Below are 13754 nucleotides of genomic sequence, written 5' to 3' on the forward strand. Positions count from 1 at the left end.
AAGATCTGCAGAACTGTCTAAACTGTAGGCATGACGCTTGACTGCACAAGAATTGTGCGCAAGATAGATCATGGCAGGCGCGATGAGGCCCTGCCCAGTCAACGAGACCCCCGTGACCGGCTCGGCAGTATCAGGCTCTAAGCCGTTGAAAATAGGCGATATTGAAGTCGCCGCCCCGGTCTTCCTGGCGCCGATGTCGGGTGTGACTGACTCGCCCGTCCGCCGGCTCGCCGCCGAGCTTGGCGCCGGTCTCGTCGTGTCCGAAATGACCGCGAGCGATGAGCTCGCCAATGGCCACCGGTTGTCCCGGTTGCGTTGCGAAGCCACCGGCATCGGCCCGCATGTGGTCCAGTTGGCCGGCTGCGAGGCACACTGGATGGCCGAAGGCGCCCGGATCGCCGAAGCGGAAGGCGCCGATATCATCGACATCAACATGGGCTGTCCCGCCCGCCACGTCACCGGCGGCCAGTCCGGCTCGGCCTTGATGCGCGACCTCGTCCATGCGGTCAGCTTGATCGAGGCGACGATCGCGGCCGTGAAGGTGCCGGTGACGCTGAAGATGCGCCTCGGTTGGGACGACCGCAGCCGCAACGCGCCGGAGCTGGCGCGGCGCGCGGAGGCGGCCGGGATCAAGCTCGTCACGGTGCATGGCCGGACCCGCTGCCAGTTCTACAAGGGCGAGGCCGATTGGCATGCGATCCGCGCCGTGCGCGAGGCGGTCTCCATTCCGCTCGTCGTCAACGGCGACATCACCTCCTTCGACAAGGCGCTGGCGGCGTTGGAGGCCTCGGGCGCCGACGCCGTGATGATCGGCCGCGGCGCGCAGGGCCAGCCCTGGCTGCCGGGCCAGATCGGCCGCCGCCTGAAGGGCGGGGCCGAGGAAACCGTGCCCTCGCTCGAAACGCAGCTGCATTATATCCGCACGCTCTATGACGGCGTTTGTGCGCTCTATGGTCTGCGCATCGGGCTGAGGCACGCCCGCAAGCATCTGGGCTGGGCGCTCGACGTCGCCGCGCAGGCGAGCCGTGCGCCGGCCGCGAAGCTGAAATCCTGGCGCCAGAAGATCCTGGTCTCGGAGGATCCGCGCCTCGTTCACGTTTCACTGCAAGACGCTTTCGACGACTTCGCATGGAGCGCTGCTGCATGAGCTCAGCCGCTGAACATCGTCGGCCGCTTCAGTCCGACAGCGACGCAATCCTGGATGCCTTGCCCAATCCCGTGCTCATGATTGGGCCGGACGGCAAGATCGTCGCCGCCAACATCGCCACCGAAGCCTTCTTCGAGATCTCGACGCAATTCCTGAAGCGGCAGTCGCTGAAGGAGCTGGTGCCGTTCGGCAGCCCGTTGCTGGCGCTGATCGACCAGGTGCGTTCCTCGAACTCGCCGGTCAACGAGTACAAGGTCGATCTCGGCACGCCGCGCATGGGCGGCGACCGCCAGGTCGACCTGCATGTCGCCCCGCTTACCGAGCGGCCCGGCCATATCGTGGTGATGCTGCAGGAGCGCACCATCGCCGACAAGATGGACCGGCAGCTCACCCATCGCAGCGCCGCGCGCTCGGTGATAGCGCTAGCAGCAATGCTCGCGCACGAGATCAAGAATCCGCTTTCGGGCATTCGCGGCGCGGCACAGCTGCTCGAGCAGCAGGCCTCGTCCGAGGACCGCATGCTGACGCGGCTGATCTGCGACGAGGCCGACCGCATCGTGACGCTGGTCGACCGCATGGAGGTGTTCGGCGACGAGCGCCCCGTGGTGCGCGGCCCTGTCAACATCCATTCGGTGCTCGATCACGTCAAGCGGCTGGCGCAGTCGGGCTTTGCCCGCAACATCCGCTTCATCGAGGACTACGATCCTTCGCTGCCGCCGGTGCTGGCGAACCAGGACCAGCTGATCCAGGTGTTCCTCAATCTCGTGAAGAACGCCGCCGAGGCGCTGATCGACGTGCCCGACGGCGAGATCCAGCTCACCACCGCGTTCCGTCCCGGTGTGCGCCTGTCAGTCCCCGGTCAAAAATCCCGGGTATCCCTTCCGCTCGAATTCTGCGTGAAGGACAACGGACCCGGCGTGCCCGATGATCTTCTGCCCAATTTGTTCGACCCCTTCGTGACCACCAAGCAGACCGGCTCTGGCCTCGGTCTTGCGCTGGTCGCCAAGATCGTCGGCGATCACGGGGGCATCATCGAATGCGAATCTCAGCCGCGCAAGACCACCTTCCGCGTGCTGATGCCGATGTATTCCACGTCGGTGAAACACGCCGATCAAAGCAGTCGCGACGGCTCTGCCGGGAAGTCGTCGCCTGCGTCACAGGGGGCAAAATGAGGATTAACAATGCCCGCAGGTAGCATACTCGTAGCCGATGACGATACCGCCATCCGCACCGTTCTCAATCAGGCACTGTCCCGTGCCGGTTACGAAGTACGGCTGACCGGAAATGCCGCGACGCTGTGGCGCTGGGTCAGCCAGGGCGAGGGCGATCTCGTCATCACCGACGTTGTGATGCCGGACGAAAACGCCTTCGACCTGTTGCCGCGGATCAAGAAGATGCGGCCGAACCTGCCCGTCATCGTCATGAGCGCGCAGAACACCTTCATGACGGCGATCCGCGCCTCCGAGCGCGGGGCTTACGAATATCTGCCGAAGCCGTTCGACCTCAAGGAGCTGATCGCCATCGTCGGCCGCGCCCTTGCCGAGCCGAAGGAGCGGACCTCGACGCCGGACGAGGACGCCGAGATGGAGGCGATCCCGCTGGTCGGCCGTTCGCCCGCGATGCAGGAAATCTACCGCGTGCTGGCGCGACTGATGCAGACCGACCTCACCGTGATGATCACGGGCGAGTCCGGCACCGGCAAGGAGCTGGTGGCGCGCGCGCTGCACGATTACGGCAAGCGCCGCAACGGCCCGTTCGTCGCCGTCAACATGGCGGCGATCCCGCGCGACCTCATCGAGTCCGAATTGTTCGGTCACGAGCGCGGCGCCTTCACCGGCGCCAACACCCGCGCCTCCGGCCGCTTCGAGCAGGCCGAAGGCGGCACGCTGTTCCTCGACGAGATCGGCGACATGCCGATGGAGGCGCAGACGCGGTTGCTGCGCGTGCTGCAGCAGGGCGAATACACCACCGTCGGTGGCCGCACCCCGATCAAGACCGACGTGCGCATCGTCGCGGCCTCCAACAAGGACCTGCGGGTCCTGATCCAGCAGGGCCTGTTCCGGGAAGACCTGTTCTTCCGCCTCAACGTCGTTCCGCTGCGGCTGCCGCCGTTGCGTGAGCGCATCGAGGACCTGCCGGATCTCGTGCGGCACTTCTTCACGCTGGCCGAGAAGGACGGCCTGCCGCCGAAGAAGCTCGACACGCTGGCGCTGGAGCGGCTGAAGCAGCATCGCTGGCCCGGCAACGTGCGCGAGCTCGAGAATCTTGCCCGGCGCCTCGCCGCGCTCTATCCGCAGGACGTGATCACGGCCTCCGTCATCGACGGCGAGCTCGCACCGCCCTCGGTCAGCCCGGGCGCCGCGGTCCAGCAGGGCGTCGACAATCTCGGCGGTGCCGTGGAAGCTTATCTGTCTTCGCACTTCCAGGGCTTCCCGAACGGCGTGCCGCCGCCGGGCCTCTATCACCGCATCCTCAAGGAAATCGAGGTGCCGCTGCTCACGGCCGCGCTCGCCGCCACCCGCGGCAATCAGATCCGCGCCGCGGACCTGCTCGGCCTCAACCGCAACACGCTGCGGAAGAAGATCCGGGACCTCGATATCCAAGTGTATCGGAGCGGGGGGTAAGCTCTGTAGGCGTTATCCGGGGCGGTCTGCAGGGCCGCACCCGGAATCCCAAATCTTCGGGTTCGACAGCGTGTGGCTCAACGCGCATATAAACCGGCGCAAGAATTTATGACACAGTAGAACTAACGCGCCGCCGCCTCGCGCAGGAAGCCTGCCAGCGCCGCGTTCACTTCCCCGGGCCGTTCCTGCTGCACCCAATGGCCGGCGCCCTCGAGGATCAGCTTGCGCTTGAGATTGGGCAGCACGCGTTCGAGCTCGTTGACGCGCTTGGCGCCGATCAGGCCGGTGATGACGGCATCCTTGGAGCCGGCGATGAACAGTGAGGGTTGATGGATCTGCGCGTCCTGCCAGGGCGCGGTCAGCTCCCAGTTGCGGTCGATGTTGCGGTACCAGTTCAGCCCGCCGCGAAAGCCGGACTTGCGGAAGGCCTCGGTGAAATAGGCCAGATCTGCCTCGCTCAGCCAGGCAGGCAGCGGCTCTTCGGCGCCCGCATGGCCGAGAAAGCCCTTGCCCTCCTGCACGAACATGGCCGCGGTGGGATCGGCGAGGCCCCGTCCGCCGAGGACGATGCGCATGGTGCGTGCGACGTCACGCTCGAGCTCGGCCTCGGCGACGCCGGGCGACTGGAAATACTGCCAGTAGAAATTGGTGACGCCGCCCTGGCGCAACAGGTCGAGCGGCTTGCCGCGGCCGCGGAACGGCGGCGGCACGCTTAGCCCCGCGACCGCAGTGAAGATGTCTGGCCGGAACAGCGCCGCGTGCCAGGCGACCGGCGCGCCCCAATCGTGGCCGACGACCATCGCCTTGGTCTCGCCGAGGGCCTGGACGAGGCCGACCACGTCGCCGACCGTGTCGAAGATCGAGTAGGCGTTCACATCGAGCGGCGCCGCGCTCTGACCATAGCCGCGCATGTCGGGCGCGACGACGTGAAACCCGGCTTCGGCGAGCGCCGGGATCTGGTGGCGCCAGGAATAGGACAGTTCCGGCCAGCCATGGCACAGCACCACGAGCGGTCCCTGGCCGGCTTCGCGGACGAACAGCTCGACCCCGTTGGCCTTGATCATGCGCGTTGCGGGCATTCGCTTTTCCGCCTTGTTTCAGGGGTTTGGTCGAAAAACATGAGGCAGCACGATAGGGGCGTAGCGAGAATCGTGCAATCTCAGCGCAAGCGTCCAACCGCGTGTTGTTCGCATCTGTTCCAGCTGTTAGAACGCCTCTCCGAGGGCTTCGCCATGGCACTTCGTCTTCGTTCGCTCCGCCGCAACCGGCTCTCCGCCGGAACGTTGGCGCGCGGGCTGACCGCGATGGTTTTGGCGGCGGGGATCGGCTGGGGCGGGGCGCTCTATGCCGCCAACCAGAGCGTCCAGGGCGCCAAGAAAGCGGAAGATGCCGGCTTCGACGGCGATGCCCCGACCGCGATCCTGATCGAAGCCTCGTCGGGCAGCGTGCTGTTCGAGAAGAACGCCGACGAGCTGCGCGCGCCGTCGAGCATGATGAAGCTGATGACCGCGGAGGTCGTCTTCAATGCGGTCAAGAAGGGCGACATCAAGCTGACCGACGAGTATCGGATCAGCGAGAATGCCTGGCGCAGAGGCGGGGCCCCCTCGGGGGGCTCGACCATGTTCGCCGCCATCAACAGCAAGGTCTCGGTCGACGACCTGCTGCACGGTGCGATCATCCAGAGCGGCAACGACGCCTGCATCGCGCTAGCCGAAGCCATGGCGGGCAATGAGCGGATCTTTGCCGCCGACTTCATGACCAAGCGCGCCCGCGAGCTCGGCATGACCAGGTCGACCTTCGCCAATTCCAGCGGTCTGCCCGATCCCGGCAACAAGATGACGGTGCGCGAGCTCGGCATGCTCGCCCGGCACATCATCCTGGACTTCCCCGAATTCTACAAACTGTTCGGCGAGAAGGAGTTCACCTGGAACAAGATCCGCCAGCCCAACCGCAATCCGCTGCTCAGTTCGATGGAAGGCGCTGACGGTCTGAAGACCGGCTTCACCAAGGAAGGCGGCTACGGCATGGTCGGCTCCGCCGTGCAGAACGGCACGCGCCTGATCGTAGTCGTCAACGGACTTGACGATCCCGACGACCGCGCCACGGAAGCCAAGAAGATGCTGGAATGGGGTTTTCGCAATTTCGAGACCCGCACCCTGATCGCGGCCGAGCAGCCCGTCGGCTACGCCAAGGTGTTCGGCGGCGAGAGCCGGTCGGTCAAGCTCGTCGCCAAGACCCCGGTGAAGGTGATGGTGCACAAGAACGGCAGCGACAAGCTGATTGCGCGCGTCGTCTATAGCGGCCCGGTGCGCGCGCCGGTCGAGGCCGGCCAGCGGGTCGGCGTGGTCAGGGTCTGGCGCAGCGGCAACATCGCGGTCGAAACGCCGGTCTATGCCGCCGAGGCTGTTGGCACCGGCTCGACCATGCGCCGTGCCATCGACGGCGCCAGCGAACTCGTGATCGGCATGTTCCGCGCAGGTGCCGAGAAGCTCTGATCATGAGTGAGAGCGCGGCACAGCGGCCGTCCGGACGGGGACGCTTCATCACCTTTGAAGGCGGCGAGGGCACGGGCAAGTCGACCCAGATCAAGAAGCTCGCCGACCGCCTCAAGGCGGCCAAGCTGCGCATTCGCGTCACGCGCGAGCCGGGCGGCTCGCCGGGCGCCGAGATCATGCGCCATCTTGTGCTGTCGGGCATGGGCAAGCTGCTCGGCCCCGAGGCGGAGACGCTGCTGTTTGCCGCCGCGCGCGATGACCATGTCCGCACCGTGATCCAGCCGGCCTTGAGCCAGGGTGTCTGGGTGCTGTGCGATCGCTTCGCCGATTCGACGCGGGCCTATCAGGGCAGCCTCGGCCGCGTGCCCGAGGGCCTGATCAACGCCATGCAACGGGTCACCATCGGCGATCTCAAGCCCGATCTCACCATCATCCTCGACTTGCCGGTCGAGATTGGCCTGCAACGCGCGGCCGTCCGCCGCGGCACCGACACGCCTGACAGGTTCGAGGCCGAGAAGCTCAGCTTCCATCAGGGCCTGCGCGAGGCCTATCGCAGGATCGCGGCGGAGGATCCGGCGCGTTGCGTGCTGATCGACGCCAATTCCGATCCGGACACCGTTGCCGCGCGCGTCTGGACGGCGCTGCGCGAGCGCCTGCTGCCGACGCCTGCGTCAGTGGTGTCGGCATGAGTCCCCGCCAGGTCGAGCGGGAAACCGCCATACCGCATCCGCGCGAGACAGCGCAGCTGTTCGGCCATCGCGAGGCGGAGGCCGCGTTGCTTGCCGCCTATCGCAGCGGACGCATTCCACACGCCTGGCTGATCGGAGGGCCGCAAGGCATCGGCAAGGCGACGCTTGCCTACCGCATGGCGCGCTTCGTGCTCGCCCATGCGCAGCCGCTGGCGCCGGCGGTGCAGCGCGCCGAAAGCCTGGCGATCGACCCTGATGACGCCGTGGCGCGGCAGGTGGCGGCTGGCTCCCATGGTGGCCTGCTGACGCTCGAGCGCACCGCCAATGAGCGTGGCGTGATGCGTACCGTGATCACGGTGGACGAGACGCGCGAGACGATCGCGTTCTTCGGCTCGACCGCGGCGGCCGAAGGCTGGCGCGTCTGCATCGTCGACACCGTCGACGAGCTCAATCCGAACGCGGCCAACGCGCTTCTGAAGATTCTCGAGGAGCCGCCGCAGCAATCGCTGTTCCTGCTGGTCAGCCACGCACCCGCGCGGGTGCTCGCCACCATCCAGTCGCGCTGCCGCAAGTTGCGGCTGCGGCCGCTCGCCACGAGCGATGTAATCGGCGCTGCGGCGTCAGTGGCCGAGCTCGATCCGAAAGATCCCGCCCTGCGCGAGGCGGCCGAGGCCTCCGAGGGCAGCGTCGCACGGGCGCTGACGTTGCTCGGTGGCGACGCCCTGAAGCTTCAGCAGCGCACGGCGGCGCTGCTCGCGCGCCTGCCCCAGGTCGATCCGCGCGAATTGCACACGCTCGGCGATTCGCTCGGCACCAGCGACCGCGTGGCGCTTGCGGCCTTCATCGACGGCATCGACCGCTGGATTGCGGAGCGCCTGCATGCGGATGAGGCCGATGCCAACCAGAACCTGCGGCGCCTTGCGCGGCTAGCTGAGGTATGGGAAAAGATCGTCCGCGCCGCGCGCGACACCGAAACCTACAATCTGGAGCGCAAGCCCTTGGTTTTCTCGGTGTTCGGCTGGCTGGCGGACGCAACGCGCTAAAGCATGATCCGGAAAAGTGCGTAGCGGCTTTCCGAAAAGATCATGCGCAAAACAATAACGGAACGCCGAGCCGTTTCCAAAATTCGAGAAGCCGGTAAAGGAATTCGTGGTGGCAACGCGAGCTAAGAAATCCGTCAAACGCAAGAGCGGCAAGAAGGCTGCGAAGAAGGCCGTGAAGGCGCGCGCGAGCAAAGCCGCCAAGAAGGTCAAGAAGACCAAGAAGGCCAAGAAGGCTGCCGCCAAGAAGAGCGTGAAGAAGGGCGCCGCAAGGAAAGCCGGCAAGAAGGCCGCGAAGAAGCAGGCCGTTGCCAAGAAGGCGGTGAAGAAGGCCGATAAAACACCGGCCAAGGCTCCTGCGAAGAAGGTCGCGAAAAAGGCGGCTGCGCCTGCCGTGACCGCCGCGCCGGCTTCCGTCGTCACGCCTGTGAAGCCGACGGCGGCAAAGCCAAAGGCTCCACGTGCGCCAAAGCCCGCCGCTTCTCCGCAAGTAGCCGCGCCTGCGGCCGCCGCCGCGCGCGACAACGTCTTCTACATCACCACCGCGATCGCCTATCCCAACGGCAGTCCGCATATCGGTCATGCCTATGAGGCGATCGCGACCGACGCGCTGGCGCGCTTTGCGCGGCTCGATGGCAAGGACGTGTTCTTTTTGACCGGCACCGACGAGCACGGTCAGAAGATGATTCAGACGGCGGCGAGCGAGGGCATGTCCGCCGCTGCGCTCGCGACACGCAATGCCGGCCGCTTCAAGGAGATGGACGAGCGCCTGAACGTATCGTTCGACCGCTTCATCCGCACCACCGAGGAGCAGCATCACCGCTCCAGCCAGGAGATCTGGCGGCGCATGGAAGCGAACGGCGACATCTATGCCGACACCTATTCGGGCTGGTACTCCGTCCGCGACGAGGCCTATTACGCCGAGGACGAGACGCGCGTGAACGACGACGGTGTGCGGCTCGGGCCGCAGGGCACGCCGGTGGAATGGGTCGAAGAGAAGAGTTATTTCTTCCGCCTCTCGGAGTACCAGGACAAGCTGCTCAAGCTGTATGCGGATCAGCCCGATTTCATCGGGCCGGATTCCCGCAAGAACGAGGTGGTGAGCTTCGTCAAGGGCGGTCTGCGCGATCTCTCGATCTCCCGCACCACGTTCGACTGGGGCGTGAAGGTGCCAGGCGACGAAGATCATGTGATGTATGTCTGGGTCGACGCGCTGACCAATTACATCACCGGCGTCGGCTTCCCCGACGAGAGCGACAAGAACTGGCGTTATTGGCCGGCCGACGTGCACGTCATCGGCAAGGACATTATCCGCTTCCATGCGGTGTATTGGCCCGCCTTCCTCTTGTCGGCCGGCATCCCGCTGCCGAAGCGGGTCTATGCCCACGGCTTCCTGTTCAACAGGGGCGAGAAGATGTCGAAGTCGGTCGGCAACACTGTCGATCCGTTCAACCTCGCCGACCAGTATGGCGTCGACCAGTTACGCTACTTTTTCCTGCGCGAGGTGCCGTTCGGCCAGGACGGCAATTACAACCACGAGGCTATCGTCGCGCGCATCAATGCCGATCTCGCCAACGATCTCGGCAATCTCGCGCAGCGCTCGCTGTCGATGATCGCCAAGCAATTGGGCGGCGTGCTGCCCGAGCCGGGCGAGTTCAGCGACAACGACAAGGCGATCCTTTCGATGGCCGACGGCATGATCGCGGCCTCGCGCGAGGCCATGGCGACCCAGCAGATCCATCAATGGCTCAACGCCGTCTGGGCCGTGGTCGCGGAAGCCAACCGCTATTTCGCGGGCGAGGCGCCGTGGGCGCTCGCCAAGACGGATCCGGCCAGGCAGAAGACGGTGCTCTACGTCACCGCCGAAGTCGTGCGTCAGATCGCGATCCTGGCTCAGCCCGCGATGCCGACCGCCTCCGGCAAGCTGCTCGACAGCCTCGGCATCCCCGCAGCCGAGCGCAATTTTGACATGCTCGGCGGTGCAAAGCGCATCGCGCCCGGTTCGACGCTGCCGGCGCCGACGCCGGCGTTCCCGCGCTACGTCGAGCCGGCGGCCTGAGGGCGTTTGCACGATGCTGGTCGACAGTCATTGCCATCTGGATTTTCCGGACTTTGCGGAAGATCTCGATGGGATCGTGTCGCGGGCGCGAGCGGCCGGCGTCGGTCGCATGGTCACGATCTCGACGCGGGTGCGACGGCTGCAGGACCTGCTCGCGATCGCCGAGCGTTATGACGACGTCTATTGCTCGGTCGGCACTCATCCGCACCACGCGGACGAGGAGGACGGCATCGCGCCGGACGAGCTGATTGCGTTCACCCAGCATCCCAAGGTCGTCGCGCTGGGCGAAGCCGGGCTCGATTATTTCTACGACAACGGCTCGCCGGTAGCGCAGGCGAGGGGCTTTCGCGCCCACATCGCCGCCGCCCGCGCCACCGGCCTGCCGCTGGTGATCCATACCCGCGAGGCCGACGCGGACTGCGCGCGCATCCTAGAAGAGGAGGCCGCGAAGGGATCGTTTCGCGCCGTGCTGCATTGTTACACGGGCGGGCGCGAGCTGGCGCTGAAGGCGGTGTCGCTCGGGTTCTCGATCGGCTTCACGGGCATCCTGACCTTCAAGAAGTCGGAGGCCTTGCGCGCGCTCGCAGCCGAACTGCCGTCGGATCGTATTCTGGTTGAAACGGACTCGCCCTATCTTGCGCCGGGCAAGTTTCGGGGCAAGCGCAACGAGCCGGCCTACGTGGTCGAGGTCGCAAAGGTGCTCGCCGAGACGCGCGGCGTGTCGCTCGAGGAGATCTCGCGCCAGACCAGCGAAAATTTCTTCCGCCTGTTCTCGAAGGTGAAGGCTTGAGACTGGGGGCCACATGACGCTGACGCTGACGATCCTGGGCTGCGGCTCCTCCGCCGGCGTGCCGCGCCCGGCACTCGGCTGGGGCGCCTGTGATCCCTCCAATCCCAAGAACCGCCGTCGCCGCTGCTCGCTGCTGGTCGAACGGACGTCCGAGCACGGCACGACACGCATCGTGATCGACACCTCGCCGGACCTGCGCGAGCAATTGCTCTCGACCAATGTCGACCACATCGACGCGGTGTTCCTGACGCACGAGCATGCCGACCAGACCCACGGCATGGATGATCTGCGGTCGGTCGTCATGCACATGCGCCGACGCATTCCGACATATTTCAACCAGTCGACCGCCAAGGACATCCTGTCGCGGTTCTCCTATTGCTTCATCTCGCCCGAAGGCAGCGACTATCCGCCGATCCTGACCCGGCATTCGATCGAGGCGGGGGAGAGCCAGACCATTCTGGGGAAGGGCGGCGCCGTGACGATGACCGCCTTTCTGGTGCAGCACGGCAACATTCCCGCGCTCGGCTACCGCATTGGGGATGCGGCCTATACGCCTGATCTCAACGACATCCCGCGCGAGAGCTGGGGGGCGCTGGAGAACCTCGACCTCTGGATCGTCGACGGCCTGCGCTACACCAGCCATGTCAGCCATTTCAGCATCAACGATGCGCTGTCCTGGATCGAGCGCTTCAAGCCGAAGCGCGCGGTCATCACCAACATGACCGCCGACGTCGATTACGAGGTGATCCGGCAGTCGCTGCCGCCTGGCGTGGTGCCGGCCTATGACGGGCTGCGGCTGGAGACGCACTAAACCCGCGGTGGAAATTCTCCCGCCTGCCGGCATAGACCTTGCTTGCGCTGGCCCCATCATGTTGATTTAACGTCTGAAAGACAGGCGCTGGGCAGGGCGATATTCAAACGGGACCGGGCACCCAAGGTGCAATCGGTCGGTCGAATCGCCTCGTGTGAGGATGGGGATCGCGTTGGCAGAGGACGAGGTAGCCAATCGGGGGCCGGTGCGACGCGCTCTGGACCTCCTTTATCTTGGCGCGGGCTATGCCGCGGGCGCCTTCCTGGTCGCGATCTTCGCAATCATGATGATCATGTCGGTGGGGCGTCAGTTTACGCTCAATATTCCGGCCGGCGACGATTTCGCATCCTGGTGCATGGCCGCGATGGCGTTCCTCGGCCTCGCCCATACCTTCAAGCGCGGAGAGATGATCCGCGTCGGCCTGCTGCTGGAACGTCTGCATGGGCGGACCAAGCAGATAGCGGAGGTCGTGGCGCTCGGCATTGCCACAGCCTTCGTCCTCTACTTCACCCGTCATGCGGTGCAGATGACCTACGATTCCTGGCGCTTCAACGACGTGGCGCAGGGCGTCGTCGCGCTGCCGCTCTGGATTCCCCAGCTGGGCTTCGCCGGCGGCCTCGTGATCCTCTCGATCGCGCTGATCGACGAGATGGTCAACGTCATCGGCGGCAACCGCCCGAGCTACGAGAAGGGCTCCCCTGACGAAACTCCGGAAGAGTTCGTCGAGCGCATCTCGCAGGGCGGTGGAGGCTGACCATGGCCAATCTCGGCATGATCGAGCTGTCGTTCGTCCTGCTCGGCGTCATGATCCTGCTGCTGGGAAGCGGCGTCTGGATTGCGGTCTCGCTCGGGCTGGTCGGCTTCGTGGCGATGGCGCTCACCACGAGCCTGCCGCTCGGCACCGTGCTTGCGACCACCACCTGGAGCGCGAGCTCATCCTGGACGCTGGCGGCGCTGCCGCTGTTCATCTGGATGGGAGAGATTCTCTTCCGCACCAAATTGTCCGAGGAAATGTTCCGCGGCCTGTCGCCCTGGGTGCAGTGGCTGCCGGGACGACTGACGCATGTGAACGTGATCGGCTGCGGGATCTTTGCAGCAGTATCTGGCTCGTCGGCGGCGACCTGCGCGACGATCGGCAAGATCGCGCTGCCGGAACTCGACAAGCGCGGCTACGACAAGGGCCTGAGCCTCGGATCGCTCGCGGGCTCTGGCACGCTCGGCCTGTTGATCCCGCCGTCGATTCCGATGGTGGTCTATGCCGTCACGGCGAACGTCTCCGTGCTTCAAGTGTTTCTCGGCGGATTCCTGCCGGGACTGCTCGTGATCGTACTCTATTCCGGCTACATCATCATCTGGTCGCTGCTCAACCCGAAGAAGGTTCCGCCGCGCGATCCGCCGATGCCGTTCCGGCAGAAGCTGCGCGAGTCGGCCAAGCTCGCGCCCTGCCTGATGCTGATCCTGGCGGTGTTCCTGTCGCTCGTTCTCGGCTTTGCGACGGCGACGGAATGTGCGGCTTGGGGCGTTTCCGGCGCGCTGCTGCTGGCCTGGTGGAGCGGCACGCTCACGCGCAAGAACTTCCTCGAGAGCATCATGAGCGCGACGCGCCTCACCTGCATGATCATGCTGATCCTGGCAGGCGCAGCCTACACCACGGCGGCGATGGCCTATACGGGTATTCCGGCCGCGCTTGCCACCTGGGTCCAGGGCCAGCACCTCACGCCGAGCATGCTGGCGCTGTATCTGAGCATCATGTACATCATCCTGGGCTGCCTGATCGACGGCATCTCGATGATCGTTCTGACCGCCGTCATCGTGCTGCCCATGGTCAAGCAGGCCGGCCTAGACCTGGTATGGTTCGGCGTCTACCTGATCATCCACGTCGAAATGGCGCAGATCACGCCACCGGTCGGGTTCAACCTGTTCGTGCTCCAGAACATGAGCGGCCGCGACACGTTCACGGTCGCGCGGGCGGCCTTCCCGTTCTTCATGCTACTGCTTGCCGCCGTGTTCATCATCACCGAATATCCGCAGATCGTGATGTTCTTGCCCAAGCTCGCTTTCCCAGACTGAGCGTATCCGTTCTTAGAATGACCGTGAGG

The 13754-nt window shown here is 65.4% G+C and carries 12 protein-coding genes; 11 read left to right on the plus strand and 1 reads right to left on the minus strand.

Going from position 1 to position 13754, the window contains the following annotated elements; all coding sequences use genetic code 11:
* Positions 1–145 precede the first annotated feature (145 nt).
* From dusB to ntrC, 3 genes are read left to right on the plus strand one after another with little or no spacing between them, the layout of a single operon-like run.
* Positions 146–1147, plus strand: coding sequence for a tRNA dihydrouridine synthase DusB (dusB, locus tag BDOA9_RS22695; RefSeq protein WP_192859657.1), 1002 nt, complete (start codon positions 146–148; stop codon positions 1145–1147).
* Positions 1144–2319 (plus strand): two-component system sensor histidine kinase NtrB, encoded by a 1176-nt coding sequence (locus BDOA9_RS22700; RefSeq protein WP_025036260.1) that lies wholly within the window; start codon positions 1144–1146, stop codon positions 2317–2319. The genes dusB and BDOA9_RS22700 overlap by 4 nt, the downstream gene beginning before the upstream one ends.
* A 9-nt stretch (positions 2320–2328) precedes the next feature.
* The gene (ntrC, locus tag BDOA9_RS22705; protein WP_025036261.1) at positions 2329–3771 is read left to right on the plus strand and encodes a nitrogen regulation protein NR(I); all 1443 of its coding nucleotides are present in this window, start codon (positions 2329–2331) and stop codon (positions 3769–3771) included.
* Positions 3772–3893: 122 nt separating this feature from the next.
* Here the strand turns inward: ntrC and BDOA9_RS22710 are convergent, their stop codons facing one another.
* Positions 3894–4850 (minus strand): alpha/beta fold hydrolase, encoded by a 957-nt coding sequence (locus tag BDOA9_RS22710; protein ID WP_025036262.1) that lies wholly within the window; start codon positions 4848–4850, stop codon positions 3894–3896.
* A gap of 153 nt (positions 4851–5003) precedes the next feature.
* Between BDOA9_RS22710 and BDOA9_RS22715 the strand changes: the two genes are divergently transcribed.
* From BDOA9_RS22715 to BDOA9_RS22750, 8 genes are all read left to right on the plus strand, one after another.
* The gene (locus tag BDOA9_RS22715) at positions 5004–6266 is read left to right on the plus strand and encodes a D-alanyl-D-alanine carboxypeptidase family protein (protein WP_025036263.1); all 1263 of its coding nucleotides are present in this window, start codon (positions 5004–5006) and stop codon (positions 6264–6266) included.
* 2 nt (positions 6267–6268) lie between these two features.
* Positions 6269–6955 carry a dTMP kinase gene (gene tmk / locus BDOA9_RS22720; protein WP_025036264.1) on the plus strand — a complete coding sequence of 229 codons (687 nt, stop codon included), beginning with the start codon at positions 6269–6271 and terminating at the stop codon, positions 6953–6955.
* Positions 6952–7998: a DNA polymerase III subunit delta' gene (locus BDOA9_RS22725; protein WP_025036265.1), complete on the plus strand. Its 1047-nt coding sequence runs from the start codon at positions 6952–6954 to the stop codon at positions 7996–7998. The genes tmk and BDOA9_RS22725 overlap by 4 nt, the downstream gene beginning before the upstream one ends.
* A 109-nt stretch (positions 7999–8107) precedes the next feature.
* Entirely contained in the window at positions 8108–10054 is a 1947-nt protein-coding gene (gene metG, locus BDOA9_RS22730; RefSeq protein WP_082847862.1) for a methionine--tRNA ligase, read from the plus strand.
* Between the two features lie 13 nt (positions 10055–10067).
* Entirely contained in the window at positions 10068–10844 is a 777-nt protein-coding gene (locus tag BDOA9_RS22735; RefSeq protein ID WP_025036267.1) for a TatD family hydrolase, read from the plus strand.
* A 13-nt stretch (positions 10845–10857) separates the two neighbouring features.
* Positions 10858–11655 carry an MBL fold metallo-hydrolase gene (locus BDOA9_RS22740; RefSeq protein ID WP_025036268.1) on the plus strand — a complete coding sequence of 266 codons (798 nt, stop codon included), beginning with the start codon at positions 10858–10860 and terminating at the stop codon, positions 11653–11655.
* Between the two features lie 160 nt (positions 11656–11815).
* On the plus strand, positions 11816–12409 hold the full coding sequence (locus BDOA9_RS22745; RefSeq protein ID WP_042336378.1) for a TRAP transporter small permease: 594 nt from the start codon (positions 11816–11818) through the stop codon (positions 12407–12409).
* A 2-nt stretch (positions 12410–12411) separates the two neighbouring features.
* Positions 12412–13725, plus strand: coding sequence for a TRAP transporter large permease (locus BDOA9_RS22750; protein WP_025036270.1), 1314 nt, complete (start codon positions 12412–12414; stop codon positions 13723–13725).
* Positions 13726–13754 lie beyond the last annotated feature (29 nt).

It is taken from the genome of Bradyrhizobium sp. DOA9 (assembly GCF_000617845.2).
Taxonomy (GTDB): Bacteria; Pseudomonadota; Alphaproteobacteria; order Rhizobiales; family Xanthobacteraceae; genus Bradyrhizobium.

Bases quoted from the DNA above. Each gene is read 5' to 3' on its own strand.
- BDOA9_RS22735 (WP_025036267.1), top strand. From the start codon at position 10,068: ATGCTGGTCGACAGTCATTGCCATCTGGATTTTCCGGACTTTGCGGAA.
- BDOA9_RS22710 (WP_025036262.1), bottom strand. From the start codon at position 4,850: ATGCCCGCAACGCGCATGATCAAGGCCAACGGGGTCGAGCTGTTCGTC.
- ntrC (WP_025036261.1), top strand. From the start codon at position 2,329: ATGCCCGCAGGTAGCATACTCGTAGCCGATGACGATACCGCCATCCGC.
- BDOA9_RS22700 (WP_025036260.1), top strand. From the start codon at position 1,144: ATGAGCTCAGCCGCTGAACATCGTCGGCCGCTTCAGTCCGACAGCGAC.
- BDOA9_RS22745 (WP_042336378.1), top strand. From the start codon at position 11,816: ATGGGGATCGCGTTGGCAGAGGACGAGGTAGCCAATCGGGGGCCGGTG.
- BDOA9_RS22725 (WP_025036265.1), top strand. From the start codon at position 6,952: ATGAGTCCCCGCCAGGTCGAGCGGGAAACCGCCATACCGCATCCGCGC.
- tmk (WP_025036264.1), top strand. From the start codon at position 6,269: ATGAGTGAGAGCGCGGCACAGCGGCCGTCCGGACGGGGACGCTTCATC.
- BDOA9_RS22740 (WP_025036268.1), top strand. From the start codon at position 10,858: ATGACGCTGACGCTGACGATCCTGGGCTGCGGCTCCTCCGCCGGCGTG.
- BDOA9_RS22715 (WP_025036263.1), top strand. From the start codon at position 5,004: ATGGCACTTCGTCTTCGTTCGCTCCGCCGCAACCGGCTCTCCGCCGGA.
- BDOA9_RS22750 (WP_025036270.1), top strand. From the start codon at position 12,412: ATGGCCAATCTCGGCATGATCGAGCTGTCGTTCGTCCTGCTCGGCGTC.